At 62.8% G+C, this 23,640-nt stretch carries 23 protein-coding genes; 12 read left to right on the top strand and 11 right to left on the bottom strand.

Annotated features, from left to right (window positions below; genetic code table 11):
- Positions 1–83 precede the first annotated feature (83 nt).
- The gene (locus tag AAGD32_02840) at positions 84–1,826 is read left to right on the top strand and encodes a DNA methyltransferase (protein MEM8873174.1); all 1,743 of its coding nucleotides are present in this window, start codon (positions 84–86) and stop codon (positions 1,824–1,826) included.
- Positions 1,827–1,830: 4 nt separating this feature from the next.
- Here the strand turns inward: AAGD32_02840 and AAGD32_02835 are convergent, their stop codons facing one another.
- A complete protein-coding gene (locus AAGD32_02835) occupies positions 1,831–3,681 on the bottom strand; it encodes an ABC transporter ATP-binding protein (protein ID MEM8873173.1) in 1,851 nt (616 codons plus the stop codon).
- Between the two features lie 129 nt (positions 3,682–3,810).
- On the opposite strand from AAGD32_02835, the gene AAGD32_02830 reads away from it, so the two are divergent.
- Positions 3,811–4,443 carry a PEP-CTERM sorting domain-containing protein gene (locus AAGD32_02830; GenBank protein MEM8873172.1) on the top strand — a complete coding sequence of 211 codons (633 nt, stop codon included), beginning with the start codon at positions 3,811–3,813 and terminating at the stop codon, positions 4,441–4,443.
- On the opposite strand, the gene AAGD32_02825 is transcribed toward AAGD32_02830, so the two are convergent.
- Together AAGD32_02825 and AAGD32_02820 are read right to left on the bottom strand one after the other, a co-directional pair.
- Positions 4,421–4,945, bottom strand: a complete 525-nt coding sequence (locus tag AAGD32_02825; protein ID MEM8873171.1) for an isopentenyl transferase family protein — start codon at positions 4,943–4,945, stop codon at positions 4,421–4,423. The genes AAGD32_02830 and AAGD32_02825 overlap by 23 nt on opposite strands.
- Positions 4,945–5,601 (bottom strand): hypothetical protein, encoded by a 657-nt coding sequence (locus AAGD32_02820; protein MEM8873170.1) that lies wholly within the window; start codon positions 5,599–5,601, stop codon positions 4,945–4,947. The genes AAGD32_02825 and AAGD32_02820 overlap by 1 nt, the downstream gene beginning before the upstream one ends.
- 47 nt (positions 5,602–5,648) lie before the next feature.
- On the opposite strand from AAGD32_02820, the gene AAGD32_02815 reads away from it, so the two are divergent.
- Positions 5,649–6,398, top strand: a complete 750-nt coding sequence (locus tag AAGD32_02815; protein MEM8873169.1) for an SDR family oxidoreductase — start codon at positions 5,649–5,651, stop codon at positions 6,396–6,398.
- Between the two features lie 136 nt (positions 6,399–6,534).
- A complete protein-coding gene (locus tag AAGD32_02810; GenBank protein ID MEM8873168.1) occupies positions 6,535–7,848 on the top strand; it encodes a cellulase family glycosylhydrolase in 1,314 nt (437 codons plus the stop codon).
- 6 nt (positions 7,849–7,854) lie between these two features.
- Here AAGD32_02810 and AAGD32_02805 read toward each other — a convergent pair whose 3' ends face one another.
- Positions 7,855–8,835: a 2-hydroxyacid dehydrogenase gene (locus AAGD32_02805; protein ID MEM8873167.1), complete on the bottom strand. Its 981-nt coding sequence runs from the start codon at positions 8,833–8,835 to the stop codon at positions 7,855–7,857.
- A 20-nt stretch (positions 8,836–8,855) separates the two neighbouring features.
- Between AAGD32_02805 and AAGD32_02800 the strand changes: the two genes are divergently transcribed.
- The 3 genes from AAGD32_02800 (at position 8,856) to AAGD32_02790 (ending at position 11,638) form a co-directional block, all read left to right on the top strand.
- Positions 8,856–10,049 carry a GTP-binding protein gene (locus AAGD32_02800; GenBank protein ID MEM8873166.1) on the top strand — a complete coding sequence of 398 codons (1,194 nt, stop codon included), beginning with the start codon at positions 8,856–8,858 and terminating at the stop codon, positions 10,047–10,049.
- A 142-nt stretch (positions 10,050–10,191) separates the two neighbouring features.
- Positions 10,192–10,725, top strand: coding sequence for a hypothetical protein (locus AAGD32_02795; protein ID MEM8873165.1), 534 nt, complete (start codon positions 10,192–10,194; stop codon positions 10,723–10,725).
- Between the two features lie 55 nt (positions 10,726–10,780).
- The gene (locus tag AAGD32_02790; protein MEM8873164.1) at positions 10,781–11,638 is read left to right on the top strand and encodes a site-specific DNA-methyltransferase; all 858 of its coding nucleotides are present in this window, start codon (positions 10,781–10,783) and stop codon (positions 11,636–11,638) included.
- A 19-nt stretch (positions 11,639–11,657) separates the two neighbouring features.
- Here the strand turns inward: AAGD32_02790 and AAGD32_02785 are convergent, their stop codons facing one another.
- Positions 11,658–13,076, bottom strand: coding sequence for an excinuclease ABC subunit UvrC (locus AAGD32_02785; GenBank protein ID MEM8873163.1), 1,419 nt, complete (start codon positions 13,074–13,076; stop codon positions 11,658–11,660).
- Positions 13,077–13,278: 202 nt separating this feature from the next.
- Here AAGD32_02785 and AAGD32_02780 point away from each other — a divergent pair, with 202 nt between their 5' ends.
- The 5 genes from AAGD32_02780 (at position 13,279) to AAGD32_02760 (ending at position 16,908) form a co-directional block, all read left to right on the top strand.
- Positions 13,279–13,671, top strand: coding sequence for a heme-binding protein (locus AAGD32_02780; protein MEM8873162.1), 393 nt, complete (start codon positions 13,279–13,281; stop codon positions 13,669–13,671).
- A 54-nt stretch (positions 13,672–13,725) separates the two neighbouring features.
- Positions 13,726–14,805: a thioredoxin-like domain-containing protein gene (locus AAGD32_02775; protein MEM8873161.1), complete on the top strand. Its 1,080-nt coding sequence runs from the start codon at positions 13,726–13,728 to the stop codon at positions 14,803–14,805.
- A gap of 71 nt (positions 14,806–14,876) precedes the next feature.
- Positions 14,877–15,380 (top strand): hypothetical protein, encoded by a 504-nt coding sequence (locus AAGD32_02770; GenBank protein ID MEM8873160.1) that lies wholly within the window; start codon positions 14,877–14,879, stop codon positions 15,378–15,380.
- A 31-nt stretch (positions 15,381–15,411) separates the two neighbouring features.
- Entirely contained in the window at positions 15,412–15,672 is a 261-nt protein-coding gene (locus AAGD32_02765; protein ID MEM8873159.1) for a hypothetical protein, read from the top strand.
- Between the two features lie 75 nt (positions 15,673–15,747).
- Positions 15,748–16,908, top strand: a complete 1,161-nt coding sequence (locus AAGD32_02760) for a protein kinase (GenBank protein ID MEM8873158.1) — start codon at positions 15,748–15,750, stop codon at positions 16,906–16,908.
- A gap of 65 nt (positions 16,909–16,973) precedes the next feature.
- Here AAGD32_02760 and mraY read toward each other — a convergent pair whose 3' ends face one another.
- From mraY to AAGD32_02730, 6 genes are all read right to left on the bottom strand, one after another.
- Complete coding sequence (gene mraY, locus AAGD32_02755) at positions 16,974–18,128, bottom strand: phospho-N-acetylmuramoyl-pentapeptide-transferase (GenBank protein ID MEM8873157.1); 1,155 nt, start codon at positions 18,126–18,128, stop codon at positions 16,974–16,976.
- A 116-nt stretch (positions 18,129–18,244) separates the two neighbouring features.
- A complete protein-coding gene (gene murF, locus AAGD32_02750) occupies positions 18,245–19,654 on the bottom strand; it encodes a UDP-N-acetylmuramoyl-tripeptide--D-alanyl-D-alanine ligase (protein MEM8873156.1) in 1,410 nt (469 codons plus the stop codon).
- A gap of 104 nt (positions 19,655–19,758) precedes the next feature.
- On the bottom strand, positions 19,759–21,168 hold the full coding sequence (locus AAGD32_02745; GenBank protein ID MEM8873155.1) for a UDP-N-acetylmuramoyl-L-alanyl-D-glutamate--2,6-diaminopimelate ligase: 1,410 nt from the start codon (positions 21,166–21,168) through the stop codon (positions 19,759–19,761).
- Positions 21,169–21,195: 27 nt separating this feature from the next.
- Positions 21,196–22,215 carry a hypothetical protein gene (locus AAGD32_02740; GenBank protein MEM8873154.1) on the bottom strand — a complete coding sequence of 340 codons (1,020 nt, stop codon included), beginning with the start codon at positions 22,213–22,215 and terminating at the stop codon, positions 21,196–21,198.
- A 17-nt stretch (positions 22,216–22,232) separates the two neighbouring features.
- Entirely contained in the window at positions 22,233–22,649 is a 417-nt protein-coding gene (locus tag AAGD32_02735) for a hypothetical protein (protein ID MEM8873153.1), read from the bottom strand.
- 19 nt (positions 22,650–22,668) lie between these two features.
- Positions 22,669–23,235: a hypothetical protein gene (locus AAGD32_02730; protein MEM8873152.1), complete on the bottom strand. Its 567-nt coding sequence runs from the start codon at positions 23,233–23,235 to the stop codon at positions 22,669–22,671.
- Positions 23,236–23,640 lie beyond the last annotated feature (405 nt).

Genomic DNA, 23,640 nt, shown 5'->3' with positions numbered 1-23,640 from the left:
TCACCCCCAGAGCACGGAGAACGTCCGACGCGATGCCGGCTCGGCGTGCTTGGTCTGGTCCGTGCATCTGCTAGCTTGCGGCGATGGCCGAGCCCGCGCCCAACACGCTGTACTACGGGGACAACCTGCAAATTCTGCGCGACCATGTCGTCGACGCGTCGGTCGATCTCGTTTACCTCGATCCGCCGTTCAACTCCAACGCTGATTACAACGTGCTCTTCGCCGAGCAGTCCGGCGCTGCCAGCAGCGCCCAGATCAAGGCGTTCGGCGACACGTGGAAGTGGAACGACGAAGCGGCCGCGAACTTCGAAGAAGCGATCACCAGCGGTATCGACCGCCTTGCCAGCCTCATGGTCGCCTTCCGCGACTTCATGCCGCAAAGCGACATGCTCGCGTATCTATCGATGATGGCCCCGCGGCTGGTCGAACTTCGCCGCGTCCTCAAGGACACCGGCAGCCTCTACCTGCACTGCGACCCCACGGCGAGTCACTACCTGAAGTTAGTGCTCGATGCGGTGTTCGGACCGGAGCATTTCAAGAGCGAAATCATCTGGAGAAGAACCGGTGCTCACGGAAAAGCGAGGCGCTTCGCGCCGGTGCATGACACGATCTTCTACTACGTGAAATCGCCAGACTTCGTTTGGAATCGACCGACCCGCCCATACATGCGAGGGCACGTTGAGCAGTATTTCGTTGAAGATGAGCATGGCTGGCGAACTGACTATTACGGCAATGTCCTTACTGGGTCGGGAACCCGCGGTGGTGAATCAGGTAAGCCATGGAAAGGGTTTGACCCGACTGCGAAGGGACGATACTGGGCCATTCCGGGGAAACTACTTGAGCAGATGAACGAAGACTTCAGTGGTCTTTCACAGCACCAAAAACTCGATCGTTTGTATGAGTTGGGCTGCATCAAGATTGAACCTGAGTCTGCTTGGCCGATACCCGAATGGTATGTGAAGCCGGATCATGGAACTCCTGTTTCCGACCTATGGACTTACCAGCCCTACACGGACGGTACTGTGTTTGGAACCGACGAAGGAATCGATGAAGATGTGCGGTGGCTATCGACACAAGACAAAGAGCGCCTCGGCTACCCCACGCAGAAACCCGAGGCCCTGCTTGAACGCATCATCAACGCTTCCAGCAACGAGGGCGACGTCGTGCTTGATCCGTTTTGCGGGTGCGGCACGGCGGTGGTCGCGGCGCAGAAGCTGGGCCGCCGTTGGCTCGGCATCGACATCACGCACCTGGCGACGAACCTGATCAAAGTCCGGCTGCGGGACACGTTCGGCCTGCACGCCGAGGCGGATTACGACGTGGTCGGTGAGCCGGAGAGCATCTCCGGGGCGCACCAGCTTTTCGAGGACGACGCGTACCAGTTCCAGTACAGGGCGTTGTCGCTGGTTGAGTGTTTCCCGCAGGAGAAGAAGAAGGGGGCGGACAAGGGTATCGACGGTCGGCTGTGGATCGACGACGGCGGGAAGACGCGGCAGGTGATCATCAGCGTGAAGGGTGGGAAGAACGTGAGCGTGCAAATGGTGCGGGACTTGCGCGGGGTGGTGGAGCGGGAGAAGGCGGCGGTCGGAGTGTTCATCACGCTCGCTGAGCCGACCAAGCCGATGGTGAAGGAAGCGGCCGATGCGGGGTTCTTCGAGAGCGGCACGGTGGCCGGCTCGAAAGTGCCGCGGCTGCAAATCCTTACGATCCAGAATCTGCTCGACGGCGACCACATTGAGCTGCCGGCTCAAACGCTCATCCGAGCAACCAAGCAAGCCCCCAAAGCTCGCAAGCGAAAGAAGGAAGAGCCCGGTTTGTACGGGTGACGCGCTAGTTGTTGATCATCGCATCAGACTCGGCATCATCCCCGAGAAACGCTGCGAACCATGCGTTACTCCGCCGGGCATCCTCGACGCTCCCGCTGGCGACGACGCTTCCGTTTTCGATGACGTAGACCAGGTCGGCCGACTCGATCAGGCTTGGGCGGTGGCTGGTGAGCACCGTCGTTCGTCCGCGGAGCAGTTCCATGATCGAGCGCAGGATCGCGGCTTCGCTGGCGGGTTCGACGCTGCTGGTCGGCTCGTCGAGCAGCAGGATCTCCGGGTCGGCGAGGAAGGCGCGGGCGAGGCTCAGGCGTTGCTTCTGGCCGCCGCTGAGCAGAACGCCGCGCTCGCCGACCATGGTGTCGTAGCCGTCGGGTAGGGCGTCGATGAACTCGCCGATGTTCGCCGCGGTGACGGCGGCTTTCAGTTGTTCGTCGCTTGCGTTGGGCCGACCGAAGCGCAGGTTGGCCGCGATGGTGTCGGCGAAGAGGAACGTCTCCTGTTGCACCAGCGCGTAGTGCCGACGCAGCGCCCCGCGCTGCACGTCGCGCAGGTCGATGTCGTCGAGCGTGATCTTGCCGGTGGTCGGGTCGTAGAACCGCAGCAGCATGTTGAGCACGGTGCTCTTGCCTGCACCGCTGGGGCCGCAGAGCGCGACGGTCTTGCCGGCGGGAATGTCGATGGTCACGTCGCGCAGCACCGGCTCGGGTTTGTTGCGGTAGTGGAAGGTCACGCCCTCGAGCCGCAGATGCCCGTCGACTTTCGGCAGCGGCTTCGCGTCGGGCTTGTCCGGTAGCTCGACCGGCTCGTCCAGCACCTCGAACACCCGCCGCGCCGCCGCCGTGCTGCGCTGGATCAGATCGTTCACCCGTGCCAACGTGAACACCGGCCCGAACAACCGCCAGTAAAACGCGCGGAACGCCAGCAACCCGCCAAGCGTAAACGAGCCGGTGAGAATGAAGTACGCCCCCGACCCGTACATCGCGACGCCGGCGAAGTTGGCGAGCACGCCGGTGAAGGGGAAGTAGATCGTGCGCATGTTCGTCGCGCGGATCTGGTCGTCGTAGTTTGTTTCGGTCGCGTCGGCGAAGCGCTTGGACTCGACGACTTCGCGGTTGAAGATCTTGATCGTGGTCAGCCCCCCGAGGTTCTCCTGCAGCCGCGTCGAAACCGCGCCAGCCGATTCACGGGCTGCCTTATAGATCGGCTTCGCCTTCGCGTTGAAGATTCGCAGCAGCGCGTACACCATCAGGATCGGCACGACCGTGAACAGCGCCACCCGCCAGTCAATGAAGAACACCGTCACCACCGCCGCGAGCCAGATCAGGCCCTCGGCAAGCACTTGGTCGACGCCGTTGACGATGAACTGCTGGACTTGGTCGACGTCACCGATGCCGCGCGACATGAGATCGCCGGTACGTTGTCGGTGGAGGTAGCCGAGCGATTGGTGCTGGAGCTTGTCGTACACGTCGCGGCGCAGGTCGAGGATGAGTTTCTGGGCGGCCCGCTCCATGAGATTGGTCGACGCCGCCTTGAACGCGATGCCGAGCACCGCGATGACCGCCATCCACACCATCACGCTTGCCAGCAACGCCGGCCAAGACGTGAGCATACCGCCCAGCGACACCGCCGCGTGCAACCACGGATGCGCCTCCCCTGGCGTCGCCCCGGTCAGGAACGGCGTGATCAAATCATCCACGAGGTACAACGCCGCCGCCCCCGGCACCAACTCACACGGCACGCTGAGCAACAGCAGAAACAACCCGCCCCCGACGAGCTTCCGATGCGGTCCGAGCAACCCCAGCATCCGCCGAAACACGGGCGACTCGGCGGGTTCGGTGCGTTCGCGGCGAAGCATCGGCCCGACAGTAGGGGCGGACAGTTGACACGACCGACGGCGAAAGCATTGACAGCCGTAGCATGATCATGATAATCATGAGTTGGCTCCGCGTGGGGCTTTCACGACATTCTTGAGATTGGAGAGACCGTGCAACACACACGCATCTGCGTCGCTGTGCTGGCGATCGGCGTCGGCTCGTCCGCCGTGGTGGCGGGCATCGAGCCCGAGTCGGTCTACCTCTGGGACGCGAACATGACCGTGGAACTCGCGCCCGGGAACGACCCCGACCCGTTCAACAACGTCAGCACCGAGCAGTCGCTGGCCAACATCATCGACCTGCCCTCGGCTGATGCGGGCGAACTTCACAACCAGTCCACCCACGTTTGGACCACCGGCGACCCGCTGGGCCTGCGATTCGATTTGCTCGTCGAGTACGACCTCACGACGATCCACTTCTGGAACTACCACAGCGAAGGCTTCGACGTCGATGACATCGACTTCACGTTCTTCGACGCGAACATGGACTTGGTCGGCACGATCAACGATGTCGAGCCGGCGCTGGGTAACGCAACTGGCAGCGACAGCGACCCGATCTTCGCCGAGGACATTCCGTTGAACTTTCCGTCGAAGGTGCAGTTCGTCGACGTGGTGCTCAGCGGCACCAACACGCAGGTCGACTTCAACAACCTCGGCTTCACCGGCACCGTCACGGTTATCCCCGAGCCGGCAACGCTTGGCCTGCTCGGCGGGCTCGGGCTCACATTGCTGCGACGGCGTTGAGCCACGCTTTCGATTCGCGCGGCCGGCGGAAATGGTGCAACGCCATCTCCGCCGGCAGTGCGTTCATGACTTTCACCAACTCCGGCCGACGGTCTCTGTGGAAGCGCCAGACGTAGCGCATGAACTCCGGGTCGAACTTCTCGACACAGCCTTCGGTGATGTCGGTTCGTTGGCGGAAGCGGCCGACGATGTGACGTTTGAGGACGCGCCAGCGGTAGAGCCGTGGCGGGTAGTCGAGCCAGACGATTGTGTCGGCGCGTGGCAGGCGCAGGTCGAAGCTCGAGCTGTAGTTGCCGTCGATGATCCAGCGATTGCCGGCGACGATCGCGGTGAGTTTTTCGCGCAGTTCCTCGCGGCTCGACTCGACCCAGCCGGGCTTCCAGTGCAGGCGATCCATGTGATGTACCGGCAGGCCGGTTCGCTGCCCGAGTTGGATGGCCAGCGTGCTCTTGCCCGCACCACAGGGGCCGACGATCAGGATGCGTTGCATTGGGTTGGACATCAGTCGGCCAGATCCGTCGCCGGGTCGAACTCCGCATCGCGGGTCAGCAGGAACCGGTCGAGTTCGACGCCGTCCTCGCGCATGGAAATTGTCACCGTCCGCACGCCCGGCTCGTCGATGTCGAGCCAGATCGTCAGCGGATCGCCGCAGTGATTGTCGGGGACGCGCTGGTTGCTCGACCAGGTCCACGCACCCTTGCCGGCGCACCACTGCACGCGCTGCGACGTTTCAGGCCAGTCGTCGTCGAGGCCGACGTGGATGCCGTTGTCCTCGGTGCCGATCGAGTGGGCACACGCCCAGACGTAGTAACGACCCGGCTCGTCGAACCGCACGCGGTAGTGCAGCACGCCCATCACGCCCGGCACGTTGGAAAAATTCTCGCCGCTGATGAGCGGGTCGTCGTGGGTTACCCGCGTGTCGGGCAGGGCTTCGATGTACGCACCGCCGGAGGCTGTGGCCGGTTCGGTCGCGTCGTCGTCCCGGCCCTCGACCTCGGCCATGGCATCGACGGACTGCACGTACCACCGCCGCACGTCGTCTTTCGTTTGTTCAACGAACGATTCGGCTTCGATGACGGCGACGCCGTCGGTGAAGGTGTGCGGTGCGGGTCCGGTCGTCGGCGCGGCGGCGAGTGTGGCAAGGAGAAGGACGAGCATTCGGTCAACATAACGGCAATGGCCTGGCGTTTGACATAGGGTCGGCCATGGAACTTCAACTCAACGGCAAACGTGCCCTCGTCACCGGCAGCACCAAGGGCATCGGCAGGGCGATCGCTCAGTTCCTTGCCAACGAGGGCTGCGACGTGATCGTCAACGGACGTACACAGGCCGACGTCGACGCGGTTGCCCGTGAGCTCGGCGGCCTCGGGTTGGCCGGTGATGTTGCGACTGCTGATGGCTGCGCGAAACTCATCGAGCAGGCCGGCGAACTCGACATCCTCGTCAACAACACCGGCATCTTCGAGCCCAAGCCTTTTGGCGAGATCCCCGATGAAGACTGGCAGAGGATGTTCGATGTGAACGTGATGAGCGGCGTGCGGCTGAGCCGCGCCGTGCTGCCGGGGATGATCGAGCGTGGCTTCGGCCGGATCATCTTCATCTCCAGCGAGTCGGGCCTGAACATCCCGACCGAGATGGTCCACTACGGCTGGACGAAAACGAGCCAACTCGCCATCGCTCGCGGCATTGCCAAGACCGCCGCCGGAAGCGGTGTCACGGTCAACAGTGTCCTGCCCGGCCCGACGTGGACCGAGGGCGTCGAAAACTTCGTTGGAGAAATGGACGTGAGCAAAGATGCCTTTGTGAGTCACGCCCGTCCCGGTTCCCTTACCGGTCGCTTTGGCACGCCCGAAGAAATCGCCGCCGCTGTCGTGTTCCTCTGCTCACCGCGAGCCGCGAACACGACTGGTGCGACGCTCCGTTCCGACGGTGGCATCGTCGATCTGCCGTTCTAGGACCGATACGAGCCAGCGACTCGTCTCCCGTGGCCGTCGGAGATGGTGCAGCGCCGAGCGTACGTCCGACCCACGCGTTCGTTGGCCCGATCGGACGAAGTGGCGTATGCTCTGAACCGCAGTAGAGGAGAATTCATTGAATAACAAACGTTTGTGTAAAGGTGTTGCCGCGTTTGCGATCGTGGCCGGGTTTGTTCTCGCCCCCGTCTCGGCATGGGCCGCGGGGCTGACCGTCAATAACGGACAGTTCGAGCAAAACAACCGGGCGTATCGCGGCCTCGGGGTCAACTACTACGACGCTTTCCTGCGGACTTTGCGGAACGGCAACGACACGAGCTACGAAGCCGGCTTCGCCGAACTGGGGCAGCGGAACATCCCTTTCGCCCGGATCAACTTCGGCGGCTTCCTGCCCGACGACTTCGCGCTGTATCAGTCCGATCGGGCCGAGTATTTCCGCCGGCTCGACGCGGTCGTCGCCAGTGCCGAGGCCAACGGTGTCGGGCTGGTGCCGACACTGTTCTGGAACCGGTTCGCGGTCCCGGACCTGGTCGGCGAGCCGGGCAGTGCGTGGGGTGATGCCGATAGCCAGACCCGTGCATTCGCCCGCGAGTACGCCACCGAGATGGTCACCCGCTACCGCGACTCCGATGCGATTCTGATGTGGGAGTTCGGCAACGAGTTCAACCTCGCCCAGGACTTGCCGACCCAGAACCCTGACCAGTTCATCGCCCCGGCACGCGGCACGCCGGATCAGCGGACCGACGCCGACAAGATCTCCAGCACTGCCGTTCGGGCGGCCATCGCCGAGTTCGCCGGCATCGTCAACACGCTCGATCCTGGCCGTGCAACCACGACCGGCCATTCCGTCTCCCGTCCCGGTGCGTTTTCGCTCCGTACCACGGGCGACTTCGGCCGCGACACGAGGGCCGAGTTCGCGCAGATCACCCTCGATGATCACGCCGCCGTCGATGCCATCAGCCTGCACGCGTACTACCACAGCATGCTCGGCGTCTCGCGCGAAGACCAGACCGAGACGCCCACGCGGTTCGACGATCCGAACGTGACGTACCTGGACGTTCTCTTCGAGGCGGCTGAGTTTGCCGATGCGTCGGGTAAGCCGCTCTTTCTCGGTGAGTTCGGCGTGGCCGACGTGTTCAACTTCCCCATCGAAGACGACGGCGACCCCGACAACGACAACGAGCAACGCATGCGGATCATCCTCGACGCCATCGTCGCCGCCGACGTTCAACTCTCAGCCCTTTGGGTGTACGACTTCGTCGGCGACAGCGCCGCGATCGACGATCGCGGCTGGAACATCACGCCTGACGGCGACCGGGCCTTCCACCTCGATTTGCTGCAGGAGTACAACGCGATCGTCGCGATTCCGGAGCCTGCGGCAGTGGGGGCGGGGTTGCTCCTCGGTGGCGTCGCGCTGCGTCGGGTGCGTTGAGGTTGCCTAGTCGGCCCGCACTTCGTTGGGCGCCTCCGCGCCGGCTTCGAAGCGCGTGAGGTTGTCGATCGTCGTCTGGGCGATCTCGGTCAACGCTTCGCGCGTGAAGAACGCTTGGTGCCCGGTGATGAGCACGTTGGGAAATGTCAGCAGCCGGGCGAAGGTGTCGTCGCCGAGGATGTCCCCGGAGCGGTCGGAGAAGAACAGGCCGTCCTCTTCCTCATAAACGTCCAGGCCAAGGGCGCCGAGCTTCTGCGACTTGAGCGCGGCGATGACCGCCCGCGTGTCGACCAAGCCGCCGCGGCTGGTGTTGATCAGCATCACGCCATCCTTCATCCGCCCGAGCGTGTCGTCGTTGACCAGGTGATAGGTTGCGTCGAACAGCGGGACGTGCAGCGTGATCACGTCGCTCTCGGCCCAGAGCTGATCGAGTTCGACATACTCGACATCGAGACCGTCAGCGGGGTTGGGGTCGTGGGCGAGGACGGTCATGCCGAAGCCGCGCAGGATCCGACAGCACGCGGCCCCGATGAGCCCGGTCCCCACGACGCCGGCCGTCTTGCCGTGCATCTGGAAACCCAACAACCCGTCGAGCGCGAAATTCCCCTCGCGGACACGGTTGTACGCCTTGGGCAGCCGGCGGTTGAGCGCGAGCATCAACCCGACCGCGTGCTCCGCGACGCCCTGCGGCGAATACGCCGGCACCCGCGCGACACGGATGCCGTGCTGCTTGCACACGTCGAGGTCCACGTTGTTGAACCCCGCCGACCGCAGCACGATGAACCGCACGCCCATGCTTGCGAGCCGTTCAATCACATCGGCCGAGGCTTCGTCGTTGACGAACAGGCACGCCGCGTCGAACCCGTCGGCCAGTGCGGCGGTCTCGATCGTGAGCCGCGGCTCGAGGAATGTCAGCGCATGATTAGCCGACGCTTCGGAGAGAAATCGCTCGTCGTACGGCTTGGTCGAAAACACGCAGCATCGCATGTCACAGTCTACGGTGTGCCGTGCCAACGCCTGTCGTCATCCTCAACGGTTTCCTCGGCTCGGGCAAAACGACGCTCTTGCAAAACCTGCTCGCCCAAGCCGGGCGCGCCGGGCTGGCGGTCGGCGTCGTTGTCAACGACATGAGCGAGCTCGACGTCGACGGGGTGCTGGTGGGGGAGTCGGCGTACTTCGAGGAGCGGGACGGACTGTTCCAGACGATCGCGTCGTGTGTGCTGAGCAGTCGCAAGGGCATCGGCGAGCTCGACGCTGCGCTGGCGAAGCTCCGTGCGGTCGGCCCGCTCGATCTGGTCATCATCGAGACGTCGGGCAGTTGCCACCCGATGCCGCTGGTGCGGTTCTTCCAAACGAGTGACGCCCACCGCCTCACCGGCATCCTCACGCTCGTCGACAGCGCGATGATCGAGCAGGACTACGCCGGCGGCGAGCGGATCTTCCCGACGATGCAGCGCAACCTGCAGCAGCAGACACGCGACACGACGAACCTGCTCGTCGAGCAGGTGATGTTCTGCAGCGACCTGATCCTGACCAAGGCCGACCGGCTCGGCGCGGGCCGGCTGCAGGCGATCGCGTCGGCGGTGCATCAACTCAACCCGTTCGTCACCGTCCGCTCGGTTGCGTGGGGGAGCCTGAGCCTCGACGACGTGCTCGCCTTGCCCGGCTACGACTTCGACCGCGTCGCCAAGCTCATCGACGAACTAAGCCCGACCTTCGACGCCGATGCCGAGGAGGATCAGCCCTACAACCTCGCCACCCGCGTCATCAAGGACGACCGCCCGTTCCACCCGCAACGGCTCTGGGACACGTGCCAACAACAGCTCGGCCAGCACATCTACCGCAGCAAGGGTTTCTTCTACCTGCCGACGCGTGACAACGTCTCGCTGCTCTGGAACCAGGCCGCCGGCGGGATCGACCTCGAACTGGTCGGCTACTGGCGGGCCGGCATCGTCGACAACCCCAAGAGCAACCTCGACGAAGCCGAACGCACCGCCCTCCGCGAACGCCTAGCGGCAGAGGAAGGCCGTTTCGGCGACCGCCGCTGCCACCTCACCATCATCGGCGACGCCGCCCAAGTCGACCGCTTCGCCGAAACACTGGCGGGGTGCTTCCTCACGGATGACGAGATCAAGCAATGGCAGGCCGGCGACGACTTCCCTGACCCGTGGCCAGCGAACTGCGTCGCAACTCCCGGCTGACTCTGTCACGGAACGGTCATGCCGTTCACGTCCCTGGACCACACCAAGTACGTTTTCTCCCTTCCTAGCGTCCTCGATCGATGAGGCTAAAGTCTCGCGAGGTCAACTAGCCCACCAGCCGAACTCAACGCGGTCAACGTCAATGCCTCACGCACTGGAAGAGAAATATGATCTCACCGCTCAGGAACTACTTGACGCGATCGATCGCAGGCTTCGCTTGAAGGTTGCACTCGAAGGCGCGGTTGCGGAAGTCCATTTTGAGCGAAAGCTTAAGGTGGCCAGCTCCGAGGGGTGGCTTTGTTCGTACGAGTCACATGACCAGGATGGAATGCACGATTTCACTTTTACCACGCTGGCCGAGACTGAACTCCGCGTTGAAGTGAAGACGATCCGAAACTCTGCATCGCCGCAGGTGGAGACCCAGAAAACACGGGCTGCTAAAGGAGATCCAAGCAGCCGTTACTACGATCATGACCACTTTGACGCTGTGGCAGTCTGTATCGGAAGAAGAACTGATGACTGGACGCAGTTTCGTTATGCCCTTACTCGCGATCTCGAACGTCACAAAGCCTACCCGGGTAAGCTAAAGGTCATGCACCCAATACCGATCGAGTCGCCAGAAGGTGGCGTTTGGTTTGCCCGATTGCAGGATTTGATAAATCATTATGAGTCGTGACCCACTTTACAAAACGTCAATGGGAGCACTGTACTGTGAGGACAGTCTTGACTTCATGCGATCGCTGAAGAGTGATTCAGTGGACCTTGTGGTAACAAGCCCTCCTTATGCGCTTCACTTCAAAAAGGAGTACGGAAACGCTAGTCAGGAAGAGTATGTGCAATGGATACTCCCATTTGCATACGAAATTAAAAGGGTGATCAAGCCAACCGGATCATTTGTTCTCAACATTGGCGGGGCTTGGGCGCCTGGAAAGCCGATCCGTAGTCTCTATCATTATCGCGTGCTGCTGGCACTAACCGATGATGTCGGATTCGATCTCGCGCAGGAGTTTTTCTGGTTCAATCCAGCGAAAATGCCGGCACCGGCCGAGTGGGTCAATGTCCGGCGGATTAGGGTGAAAGACAGCACGGAGTATCTATTTTGGCTTGTCAAAGACCCCATGGCAAATGCTGACAATCGTCGTGTGTTGCAGCCGTATAGCGACGACATGCGGCGGCTGATCAAGCGAGGGGTAAAGGAAACAACGCGGCCAAGTGGGCATGTGGTAAAAAAGTCGTTCGCATCTGATCGTGGCGGTTCGATTCCCCCGAATCTAATAAGTTGCGGAAATAATGAATCGAACAGTGCCTATATCAAGGGCATGAAGCGTGCGAACAAGAAAGTTCACCCAGCGAGATTTCCATCGGAGCTGCCGCGATTCTTCATCGAGTTCCTGACTGAGCCTGATGCGGTGGTGTTGGATCCATTTGCGGGCAGTAACACAACTGGGTTTGTGGCTGAAAGTCTCGGCCGGAAGTGGATAAGCGTAGAGGTCAGCAGCGAGTATGCCGAGGAAAGCATGCTACGGTTTGAACCTGAGAGTTGCGGTGAGGCGAAGGAATCTTCCTTGTATCCCGATTCTTTATTCTGACGGTGAATGTCGCGGATTGTTAGCTATCCAGCTTGTTGATTGATGGTGCAAATGTCGGGTTCTTCGCTTTCACCCGCCGCACCTTCGGCGGGCGCTTCCCCGCCTTCCGCTTCTCTTCCAACGTTGCCTTCCTTCGCAGGATGTGGTGGTAGTGCTGGGCGAAGCGGTGGGCTTCGTCTCTCAGGTACTGCAGCAGTTTGAGGCCGACGTTGTTTCTAGGCAGGCGGATCGGCTCGGACTTGGCCTGGACGTAGACGAGTTCTTCCTTCTTCGCGAGGCTCACGACCATCGGGGGTTTGACGTCGACGTCTTTGAAGACGTCCATGACGGCGTGGAGTTGGCCGAGGCCGCCGTCGATCATGATGAGGTCGGGGTAGAGTTCGTTGCCCGCGGCGGCTTCGCGGTAGCGGCGGCTCACGACTTCCTGCAGGCTCAGGTAGTCGTTGTTGCCCTGGCCGTGCTTGATCTTGTAGCGGCGGTAGCCGTCTTTGAACGGGACGCCGTCGATGAAGCAGACCTTGGAGCCGACCATCTCGCCGCCCTGGAGGTGGGCGATGTCGAAGCCTTCGACGACGCGGGGCAGCTGCTCCATGCCGAGGGCTTTCTGCAGGACGGGCAGGGCGTCCTTGGGGTTGGCGACGAACGCCTCGGGCTGCCAGAACTGTTCGGTGCCTTTCTCGGCTTTCTTGTCGAGGCCCTGCAGCGCCTTGATCTCATCCCGCAGTCGACCAGCCTTCTCGAAGTCCAGCGTCGCCGAGGCGTCGAGCATCTCGGTCTGCATGTCCTTCAGTAGCTTCTCCCGGTCGCCCTCGAGGAAGCGGAGCAGGCGTTGGATGTCGCGCTTGTACGGGTCCTTCTCGATCTTGTCCGCACACGGTGCGGTGCACTGGTTGATCGAGTGCAACAGGCACGGCCGGAAGAAGCGGCGCTTCTCGTCATCGGCCCGGATGTCGAGGTCGCAGGTGCGGTACTTGAACGCCTTCTGCAGTTGTCCGATCGCTTCGCGCAGGGCGTAGACCGACGTGTACGGGCCGAAGACACGGGCCTTGGGGTAGTCGGTCGGGATGCGGGTGATGTAGACGCCGGGGAAGTCGTCGTGGGTGGTGACGACGAGGTAGGGGAAGGTCTTGTCGTCGACGAGCCGGGCGTTGTACTTGGGCTGGATGTCCTTGATGAGGCGGTTCTCGGTGAGCAGCGCCTCGGCCTCGGACGCGGTGCCGAGCGTGTCGAAGTCGACGACCTCGTCGAGCAGGCCCTGCTTCTTGAACTCGAGCTTGGTCGCGGGTTGGAAGTAAGAGGAGACGCGCTCGCGCAGGGACGCCGCCTTGCCGACGTAGATCACCCGGCCCTTGGCGTCCTTCATGAGATACACCCCCGGCTCGCGCGGGAGCCGGCGGGCCTTCTCGTTCAACCCGGCGATGCGTTCGTCTCGGTCCATGGGCGAGGGTCCTTCCGTGGCCTGATGATACGGTTGCGAGGCGGTCGGCGTTCGTTACCGTGCGGCGATGATCCACACACGCCACTTGCTCATCGCAACCGCCTCCGCCGTCAGCCTCGCCGCCGGGGCGTATCTCGCCTCGACCAGCCCGGTCGCGTTTGCCCATGACCATGTTGACGCCGAGCCGCTCGTCACGCAGGACATCAGCCTTGATCAGGCCCAGGCGATCATCGCCGCAGCGATCGCCAAGGCCGAGGAGATCGACACGAAGATGGACATCGCTGTCGTCGACGCAGGCGGGAATCTCAAGGCGTTCGTCCGCATGGACGGCGCCTGGCTCGGCTCCATCGACATCGCCATCAAGAAAGCCAAGACCGCCCGCTACTTCGACATGCCCACCGGTGCCATCGGCGAGCTCAGCCAACCCGGCGGGCCGCTCTACAACATCGAACACTCCAACGGTGGCCTGATCACCTTCCCCGGCGGCGTCCCGATCACCAACGCCGACGGCGAGGTCATCGGCGCCATCGGCGTCAGCGGCAGCACCGTCGAGAACGACCACGAAGTCGCCGTCGCCGGTGCCGAGGCGATCTAGTGCTCACTTTCTAACCTTCGTCGACGTTCGATTGTCCAGCTCGACGAACCCCTGATGTACACCATGCAGTTACTTCGACCCACCGTTGTTGCTCTGGCGTTGATCACGCCGACGTTGCTCCTTGCACAGACCACCGCGCCCGGCTCCGCCGCGACGCCTTCGACCCAGCCGGCGACGGCGCGTGTGCCGCTGACCATGGCGGAGCTCGAGGCGAAGCCGGCGCTGGTTCCGCCGACGACCACGCTCGCCAACGGCATCCGCGTTGACGGCGGGCGTGAGTTCCCGGCGGGCACGAAGGTGAAGGTGCTCGAAATCGAAAACGGCCGGGTCGTCGCGGAGTTGCCCGGCGGTGTGCTCGTCGCGCTGCGGCCGGAGCAGACGACAATCCTCGCCGACGCCGAGAAGCTGGCCGGTTCGGTATCGCCCGAGGCGGCGGCGCTGACCTACGCCGAGCTCGCCCAGCGGCGCGAGCTTTGGCCGACGCAGGTCACGCTGCAGGTGCGGATCGAGCTGAGCAACGGCGTCGCGTTCGACCCCGGCACGACGCTGGATCTGTCCGACCTGACCGCGACGCACGCGTCGGTGCTGACGCCGGACCGGCAGGGCGTGTTCACGGTGACGGTGCAGGGCACCGACGTGATGAGCCGGGCCCTGCAAGCGCTCGCCGGTGAGACGCCGGTCGCCAATGGCGCACTCGCGGCGGAGCTGAGCGGCAAGCTGATCGACGCCAACGGCAATCCCGTCGAGCTGGGCGACGAGGTGCAGTACATCGGCGTGTACTTCGCCGCCGGCTGGTGCCCGGCCTGCGCCGAGTTCACCCCGCAGCTGGTCGACTTCTACGGCAACGCCCGCCAGCGCAGCGACAACTTCGAGATGATCCTCGTGCCACTGGATCGCTCGGAGCGCGACGCGATGAACTACATGCGGAAGGCGAACATGCCCTGGCCGAGCGTGCGGTTCGGGGCGGCAAACGATCTGCCGGTGGCACGGGCGACACGTGTGGCCGAGACGCCGCAGTTGGTGATCATGGACCGCGAAGGCCGGGTGATTCAGGACAGCCACGTCGACGGTCGGTACATCGGCCCGGTCGAGGCGGCCCGCACCCTCCAACGCCTCGCGCTGAGCGGGCGGTGAGCGGCGTTTGCCGTCACGCCCCACGGCGCTTGACAGACTCGTTATGCTGGTCCGCAACCACGGAACTCACCATGAATCAAACCATCAAAGCCGCGTTTCTTCTTCCCGTTCTTGCCGGTGTGGCCCTGATCGGCTGCGAGTCCGAGACGACCGTCACCGCCGACGCCACCGTCACCGAAGACCATGGTCACGATCACGGTCATGACGGGCACGACCACGGCGACCACGACCATGCCCACGACCACGGCGAGGAAGCCGACCTCGGCACCGCCATGGTCGGGGACATGGAAGTTGCCTTCGCTCAGGGCCACGGCAACGTCGCGGCCGGCAAGATGTGCCACCTCGTCGTCAAACTTCCCTACAACGACAATGGCGCAACCGTCGTCCGCGCCTGGATCGGCAACGAAGACTCCGGTGTCTCCCCCGTGCAAAAGGCCATCTACGCCCCCAGCCACGACGACTACGACATCCACGTCATGGCCCCGGACGAACTGCCGGAGGGCGCCATGTGGTGGATCGAAGTCGTCAAGCCCGACGGCACGCGCGTGAAGGGGTCGGTGGAGCCGAAGATGTGAGTCTGGCGGCGGTTTGCTATGATGCACCACGATGGCAAAGACACGCGGCATGATGGATGAGATCGTCACGGCCCTGCACGCCGAACCGTTCGAGCGGTTCGAGGTGCATTTGGTCGACAACCGTTCGTACATCGTCGATCACCCGGACTTCCTCTCACGCTCGCCGGACAACTCGATGATCTCAATCTGGACCGACGAAAGCGTGTCGGTGCGGATTCCGATCGAGCACGTCACGAGCGTGACCTCGCCGATCATCGGCAGCGGCCGACGGAAGAAGAAGCGAGCGGGGTGAGACATAGAGGCGTGTCCCCTCACCCGCCTCGCCTGCAACAAAAACTAATCGCTGAACCGATGCGTATGATTTTGCATGTCTGCATCACCGACTGACAAAGCAGCCGCAGCGGCAACGATAGTCCCGTTGATTCGGAATTCGGGCTACAAGCTGCTCAAAACCCTCGGTCAAGGAGCGTGCGGGACTACCGTCTTACTTGAAGATCCACATCTCCCGCTCAAATTTGTAGCGAAGCGATACACCCCGTATGCCGAAAGCGAGCGACAATCGCTATTCGAAAATTTCAAGCGTGAGATTGAGCTGCTTTACAGGCTGCACCACCCAAACGTCGTCCGGGTATTCAATCACTATTTGTACCCGGTGCAGCATTCAGGCATTATCTTGATGGAGCATATTGACGGGCTCGAGATTAGCGACTATGTCAAGGCTGAGCCAGCTTCTATAGCGGATCTTTTTAGGCAAGCCGTCGATGGGTTCACTTACCTTGAGTCACGCGGGGTGCTCCACCGTGACATTCGCGAGGCAAACTTGATGGTCACAGCAGAGGGAGTGCTAAAGATAATCGACCTTGGATTTGGAAAGGCTATCGAAAGCCAAAGCGACTTCAACAAGTCAATATCCCTCAACTGGTGGTGCGAGAAGCCGTATGACTTCACCGATTCAACATACGACTTCTGCACCGAAGCATATTTTGTCGGAATGCTGTTTGAAAAGCTTCTCTCCGATGCGGGGACGGATACATTTGAGTATTCAGAGACGCTCGACTCCATGAAGCAGAGGAGTCGGCACGGCCGCATCAAGAGTTTTGCCGAAGCGAAGCAGCGAATACAAGCTGCAACAATGTCCGACAGTGCGTTTAGCGACGAAGACAAGGCTGCATACCGGGCGTTTTCATCCGCTGCACGGAAGCACATCGCTTCGATCGAGGGTGGATGCAAGTACAACATGGACACTTCGGCAGTTGTGAAAAAAATTCGGCAAGCGTATCAAGCGGTGATGCTTGAGGAAGAAATCCCAAACTGTCAAGATGTTATGACTGCTCTCCTTAACGGACAGTTCAGATTCTTCCCTCAAGGCTTTCCGGTTAGGGCGCTCAAAGACTTTGTTGAGCTTGCTGGGCGATGTGATGACCATAAACGGCGGGTCTTGCTTTCAAACCTTTACAATGCGCTCGACACGGTGCAGCGAACTGAGCCTCAGCCGCCGCCGACTGATGATTCGGATATCCCGTTCTGACGATCGTTTAATCGAAGTGGCATGCTTCCGCAGCGTTTGCGATTACACCGTCGAAGATAATTTTCCTACCGCAGTTTCACCGTCGCCACCGCCATTGCCGCCAGCATCGCGGCGATGAGCCAGAATCTCACAACGACCTGCGTTTCGGTCCAGCCGAGTTTTTGGAAGTGGTGGTGGATGGGGGCCATGCGGAAGAGGCGTTGGCCTTCGCCGGTCTTCCAGCGGGTGAGCTTGAAGTAGTTCACTTGCAGGATAACGCTCAGCGCCTCGGCGACGAAGATGCCGCCGATGAGGATGAGCATGAGTTCCTGTCGGACGACGATGGCGAGGTAGCCGATGAGGCCGCCGAGGGCGAGGCTACCGGTGTCGCCCATGAACACCTGGGCCGGGCTGCAGTTGAACCAGAGAAAGCCCAGGCACGCCCCGATCATCGCCCCGGCCAGCACGGTCATCTGGCTCGCGGCGGGGATGTGGTGGAAGAGCAACGCCCCGGCCGTCTCGGCGTCGCCGACGATGAACGCCAGCACCAAAAACGCGAACGCCACGATCCCGCACGTCCCCGCGGCAAGTCCGTCGAGCCCGTCGGTCAGGTTCACCGCGTTGCTGGTCCCCACGATCACCAGCGTCGCGATCACGACGAACACCCAAGACGCCAACGGCAACGCGAAGTCCTTGAAAAACGGCACATACAGCGTCCGCACCTCGTCGATGTTCTTGCCGTACCGCCAGGTGAAAACCGCGAGCAGCACCGCGATGCCGACCTGCAGGAGCAGCTTTTCCTTGGACCGCAGCCCGTCGCGGGTGACCTTCCCCTCGGCGGCGCGGCGTTTGGCGGTGAGCTTGAGGTAGTCGTCGACGGCCCCGATGCCGCCGAGCCAGAGCAGGGCGATCAACGCCATTTGCACGTAGAAGTTTGACAGGTCCGCGAGCAGCAGCGTGGTGAGCGCGATGACGCCGACGATGAGCAGCCCGCCCATCGTCGGCGTGTCGCGCTTGGCGGCCATGAGCGTGTTGAGCGACTCGTTGTCGAACTCCGGGTTGTCGCCGATCTTCTTGGCCCGCAGCCAGCGGATCATCAACGGGCCGATGGCGAGCGAGAGGGCAAAGCAAAGGGCCGCCGCGACGGCCGCCTGGAACGTTGGGAAGAGGAAGACGCGCAGGAATCCAAAGCCGGCGTCGGTGAGGGCGTCGAGGTTGGCTTGGATCAGGAGGTAGAGCATGGAGAAAATGACGAATGACGAGTTCCCGAATGACGAATGAATGACGAAGACCGAAACCCGAAGGTTGGGTCATTCGTCATTCTGCATTCGGATTTCATTCGTCATTCGGGAACTCGTCATTCGGATTTCACCACCCGCTCCATCGCCATCCCGCGAGAACCCTTCACCAGCAGCGTGTCGCCGGGTTGTAAGAGTGTCGGCAACTCGGCCTTCGCGGCCGCAACGTCCGGGAAGGTGTGTACCTCGCAGTCCTCAACGGTCCCGGCGGCCTCGGCGGCGTGCTGGCACATCAGATTACCGACGAGGACGAGCACGTCGGCGGTCTTGGCCGCGAGTCGGCCGATGGCATAGTGGTGGCCGGGGCCGGTCTCGCCGAGCTCGAACATGTCGCCCAGTGCGACGACGCGTCGGCCGTCGTAAGGCAGGGCGGCAAGGGTGGCCAACGCAGCGCGGACGCTCGGCGGGTTGGCGTTGTATGCGTCGTTGAGGACTTTCACCACGCCGCCGTCAACGGGCATGCTCGTCGGCTGCAGCCGCATCTCCGGCCCGGTCGCTTTCGCCAGCCCGGCGGCGATCTCCTGATCACCCAGACCCAGCCGACGCGCGACGGCGACGGCGGCCAGCGCGTTAGTCGCGACGTGGGCGCCGAGCTGCGGGACGTGCAGCTTGGTGCGCGAGCCGTTGAGATTGAACCGCGTGCCGTCCCAGCCGACCTCGACATCGGTGGCGAACAAGTCGGCCTGCTCGACGTCGTTGCCTTCGTCGTCGTCTGGGCGGTGGTTGCCGAACGTGAGCGATCGGCCCTTCCACCAGCCGTCGACGGCCCGCTCGAGGTCCGGGTCGTCGCCGTTGATGACGAGCAGTCCGCGGGCCGCGTCCATGCCGACGACGACCTGCGCGTTCTCGTGGCGGACGCCGTCGAGGCTGCCGAGGTGTTCGAGGTGCTCCTCACCGGCGTTGGTGATGATCGCGAGGTCCGGCTTGGCCGTGCGCGAGAGGTGGGCGATCTCGCCGGGGTGGTTCGTGCCCATCTCCAGCACGAGGTACTGCCAGTGGCTCTCGGCGGCGAAGATCGTCAGCGGCACGCCGATGTCGTTGTTGAACGACTTGGGCGACATGCCCCCGGGCAGGCGTGCGCCGAGCGCGGCATGCACGAGGTGCTTCGTGCCCGTCTTCCCGACGCTGCCGGCGACGGCGATGATCTTCGTCGCCCGCATGCCATCGCGGACATGGCTCGCGAGCCGGCCCAGGGCCTTGCGGACGTCGGGGACTTCGATGATAAACTTCCCCGCCGGCGGCGTGATCTCCCGATCGACGATGGCGACGACCGCGCCCTTGTCGAACGCGTCGTTGACGTAGTCGTGGCCGTCGAAGTGGTCGCCGGGGATCGCGAAGAAGACGCTGTCGGGTTTGATGTCGCGGCTATCCGTGCAGACGCAACGAATCGGCGGCGCACTCGCCGGCAGCGGGGCGTCCACCTTGCCGAACACGGCCCCACGCAAATCTCGAAGCGGTATCGGTCTCATCCGTGATGTGCATGGTGGCGGCGAGAATGCAAAGGTCAATCGTTGAGGCAAAGCCCACGGCTTCAGCCGTGGGTCGGCAAGCGGGACCGATCGCAGACCCACGGCTAAAGCCGTGGGCTTTCGAGCGCGATGTGTGCTTCCTCGCGGTCGTCGAAGTGGGTCTTCTCGGTGCCGAGGATCTGGTAGTTCTCGTGGCCCTTGCCGGCGATGAGCACGATGTCGCCATCGGACGCATCGGCGATGGCTTGGCGGATTGCGACGCGGCGGTCGGGGTCGACGAGCGTCGGCTTGCGCTCCAGCCCGGCGACGATGTCCGCGAGGATCGCGTCGGGGTCTTCGGTCCGCGGGTTGTCGGAGGTGACGTACAGCGCGTCGGCGGTCCGCTCGGCGGCGGCGGCCATGCGTGGGCGTTTGGTCTTGTCCCGATCGCCACCGCAGCCGAAAACGATGCGGAGCTTCCTCGTGCAAAGCGGCCGCAAGGCACGCAGCACGTTGTCGAGCGCGTCGTCCGTGTGGGCGTAGTCGACGAAGACGTGGAAGGGCTTGTCGGTCGGCACCCGTTCGAGCCGACCGGGGGCGCCGGTAGCGGTGGCGAGGGCGTCGGCGATGTCGCGGGGTTCGAGATTCAGTACGACCTCCGCCAAAACAGCCGCTGCGAGGGCGTTCTCGACATTGTGCCGACCGATCAGGGGCATCCGTACCGCGAAAGCTTCGTCATAGGAATGCATGCGAAACGTCGTACCGCTTGCGGTCACGCTCACGTCGGTGGCTCGCCAAGTTGCGTCATTGCCACGAGGGCTGAACTCCGCGTGAAATCCAGTGAACCCGACCAGCATGCGATCTGAAAATGGATCGTCCACGTTCACCGCGGCAGCGGCTTGCTCACCGAGCATCTCAAATAGCAATGCCTTGGCATCGGCATAGTCGTCCATCGTGCCATGGTAGTCGAGGTGGTCGCCGGTGAGGTTGAGAAACGCCGCACCAACGATGTGACAACCGGTGAGACGTTTCTGTGACAGGGCATGAGACGACGCTTCGATGACGGCAGCTTGACAGCCGTTGTCTCGCATGGCGGCGAGATGTTTTGCCAGTTCCGGTGCACCGGGCGTGGTCATGTCGGCTTCGGTGACTTGTTCACCATCGTCGATCTCGATGGTGCCAATGAGGCCGCACTTCGTATCGTCTTGTCGAAGAATGTGCCGCAGAATGTAGGTTGTGGTTGTCTTGCCATTGGTGCCGGTGATCGCGAGGACGGCCAGAGACTTGCTCGGATCATCGTGCAGCGCGTGGGCGAGTTCGCCCAGCGTCTGTGCGGCGTCATCTACCACCACACTCGGCACGCTCAGCCCGCGGATCGGCGACTCGCTCACGACGCCTACGGCACCGCGCTCGATCGCGTCGGCCACGAACTTCGTGCCGTCGGTCACCGTCCCGCCGCGGGCGACGAAGAGCGTGCCCGGCGTGACCTTGCGCGAGTCGTCGGTGACGGCGGTATGTCGGGGGAGTCTTGACACGCTAATTGATCAAGTCGCCATGAAGTGTTACTCACCAGCGTCCGCGTCGAGTTGCTCCGGCACCGCGTCAGCGCACATGTTCGAAAGCGTGGCTCGGATCAACGCCGGATCAGTTGACGTTGTTACGGACTCGTGACAACGAAGAGCCACTGCGAGAAATCCGCCGTCGATCGGACGCAATACCAAATAGACATGCTGCCACTTGCTTCGCTTGTCCGTAACGGGAAGTGGCCCGGCGGTGGCGATTCCGTTGCCGTCGTCCATGTTCAGCCCGCCAGGGATGTTCAGTTTCAGGTCTTGGGACATCTTGATCGCGTCCTCGGGTTTGAGCACGTTGACGGTAAAGCGGCCACTGGTGTTGTACCTGGCATTCAGATCGAAGAGCAGTGGTCCGTCGTCGTCATGCAACGCGTGCGGCGGCAGTGGCATCCGAACCGCACGTGCCAAATCGGACTCCTCGGCTAGCGGCATTCGCTGCGACGGCCCCAGATCCCCCAGCGCGGGCCCGGGCGGTGAGGCGTCGGTGAAGCTAATCGCCTCGACGAAGGTTTTGAACGCGACGTCGTCTTCCGGACCCGGCGTGACACCATGCTCGGCTTCGTGAACGAAGCTATAGACGCGGCCGTTGATCCAGTGGGCCTCAGATCGGACTACCCCTTGCGGCGGGTTCGTCGGGTTTGGTGCCGCAAAGGCCACGCCGTGTTCCGTGTCCAATGCGGGCTCACCCGTGACGGCGACCGTCGTGAAATTGGGCCGGTTGCCCCGGAGCCTCAGCGGCAGCCACGGTCGCCGTGCATGGTCATCGACCAAGGCCGCCGTGGTCGGTGCATACGAGGGCGGCTGATTCCTTAGGTACACGTTGACCCGAAATCGCTGTCCCTCTCTTGTCCAGCCACCGGCGTCAATCACGATCTGGCGTTGCGAGACCCCGGTTCCCGCCAATGTCTGCCAACCGATCGGCGGATCCGGTAGTACCAACCCCAGCGGAGTGGCGGTTGCAGGTTCGGTCGCACCAAGCCAGAGTACAAGCCCGAGAAGCCAAGACATGTCGTAGGGTAGTCCGTTCACGCTGCGCGGGAGTATTCGACCAGCTGTTCTGGCAGCCGTTTGATCCCGCGGCGTTCCGCTTTCGCGACGGCGTACCGCAGGCTCGCGTCGACACGCTTCAATACGCGTGGCGTCGGTGTTACGCCGAGTTGCCGCATCGCGTGCAGTGACCACTGCCACGCGGCCCATTCTTCCTCGCAGCGCACCTTATATGTGTCGAATCCGATCGCGTGGTGCCCGACCTCGTGCAGGAACACGGCCAGGCTCATCGGCGACTTTGGGTAGGGGGCCTCGACCCAATTGATCACCGAGCCATCGGCGTACCACGCGCGCCAGGCGCAGCCGGACATGCGTTTGCGCCAGCGTTTAATCCGCAGGCCGAACTGCCGCTTCATGTCGAGGACGATCTGGTCGTACAAATCCTGCCGGCTCACTCGGAACGTATCGGACAGATCAATCGTCGAGCATTGGCACGACCGTCCGAACCGCCCGGCTGGCCTTGTCGCGTTCGGCTTCGCTGGGCAGCGGGTCGCGTTTCCAGCTGCGGTAGACGATCCAGCCGCGGAAGCCGGCGGTAAGGATGTACGCCTCACCTTGCCACGCGTCGTCCTGGCCGACGAGCCAGTGCCGGCCGGCGTCGTCGGTCCAGCGGGTGAGCAGCTGCGGCTTGCCGTTCTTGGATTTGTAGCCGGTGCGTGCTAGCCAGATGATCGTGTCGGCGCTCAGCGGCAATGGCATCGCGAGCTTGACCACGCCCATCCGGACGGTCTGGTCGGGACTGCGGAACTGGATGTGGGTCGCGATCGACCGGCGCTGTGTGGGGCGTTGGGTCCAGTCCCGCGGCGGGGCGATCCGGGCAGCGACTTCCTCGAGTAGCAGCGTGTCGTCGAGGTCGCTGCGTTCGACGCGCTGGGCGGTGGCGGTGAGTTGCTCCGCGTCGATCGAGCCTTGGCAGCCGACCAGTGAAATCGTCATCACCGCGAGTACGCCTCGGAAAAAGGTGTCAGGGACCTTTTTCATCCGGCGTTTTGTCGGTTGGTAGTTGATGCAGCGTTGAAAAAGATCCCTGACACCTTTTTCCGAGCCTTTTTCCGAGGTTCGGGATACGAGCCATCGGAGCATGAGCAGGACGCGCCGCACGCCGTATGATTGGCGGTGACCGATTCCGCGGAAAAGCCCAAACCCGCGCCGCCTTGGCGGAAGATTTTCATCGGCCTGCTTGTGGCGTACGCGCTGTGGGTTGGGGCGCTCGTCGCCTTGTCGGTGCTGACGTGAGTGCCTACCGTCGCTGCCCAAGGGCGATTTGACCCGCAGATTGCGGCCCGAGTCGGGGACGACCCCGACCAAACCAGCTAAAGCGCGGCGGACACCGACCCACCCGGTCGATGGCTCGCCGACGAAACAGGGTCGGTTTTTCGAGCGATT

This window comes from Planctomycetota bacterium (genome assembly GCA_039182125.1).
In the GTDB taxonomy this organism is placed as follows: Bacteria; Planctomycetota; Phycisphaerae; order Tepidisphaerales; family Tepidisphaeraceae; genus JBCDCH01.
The sequence above is the reverse complement of the archived record's forward strand: the minus strand, read 5'-3'. Positions and strand labels throughout refer to the sequence as shown.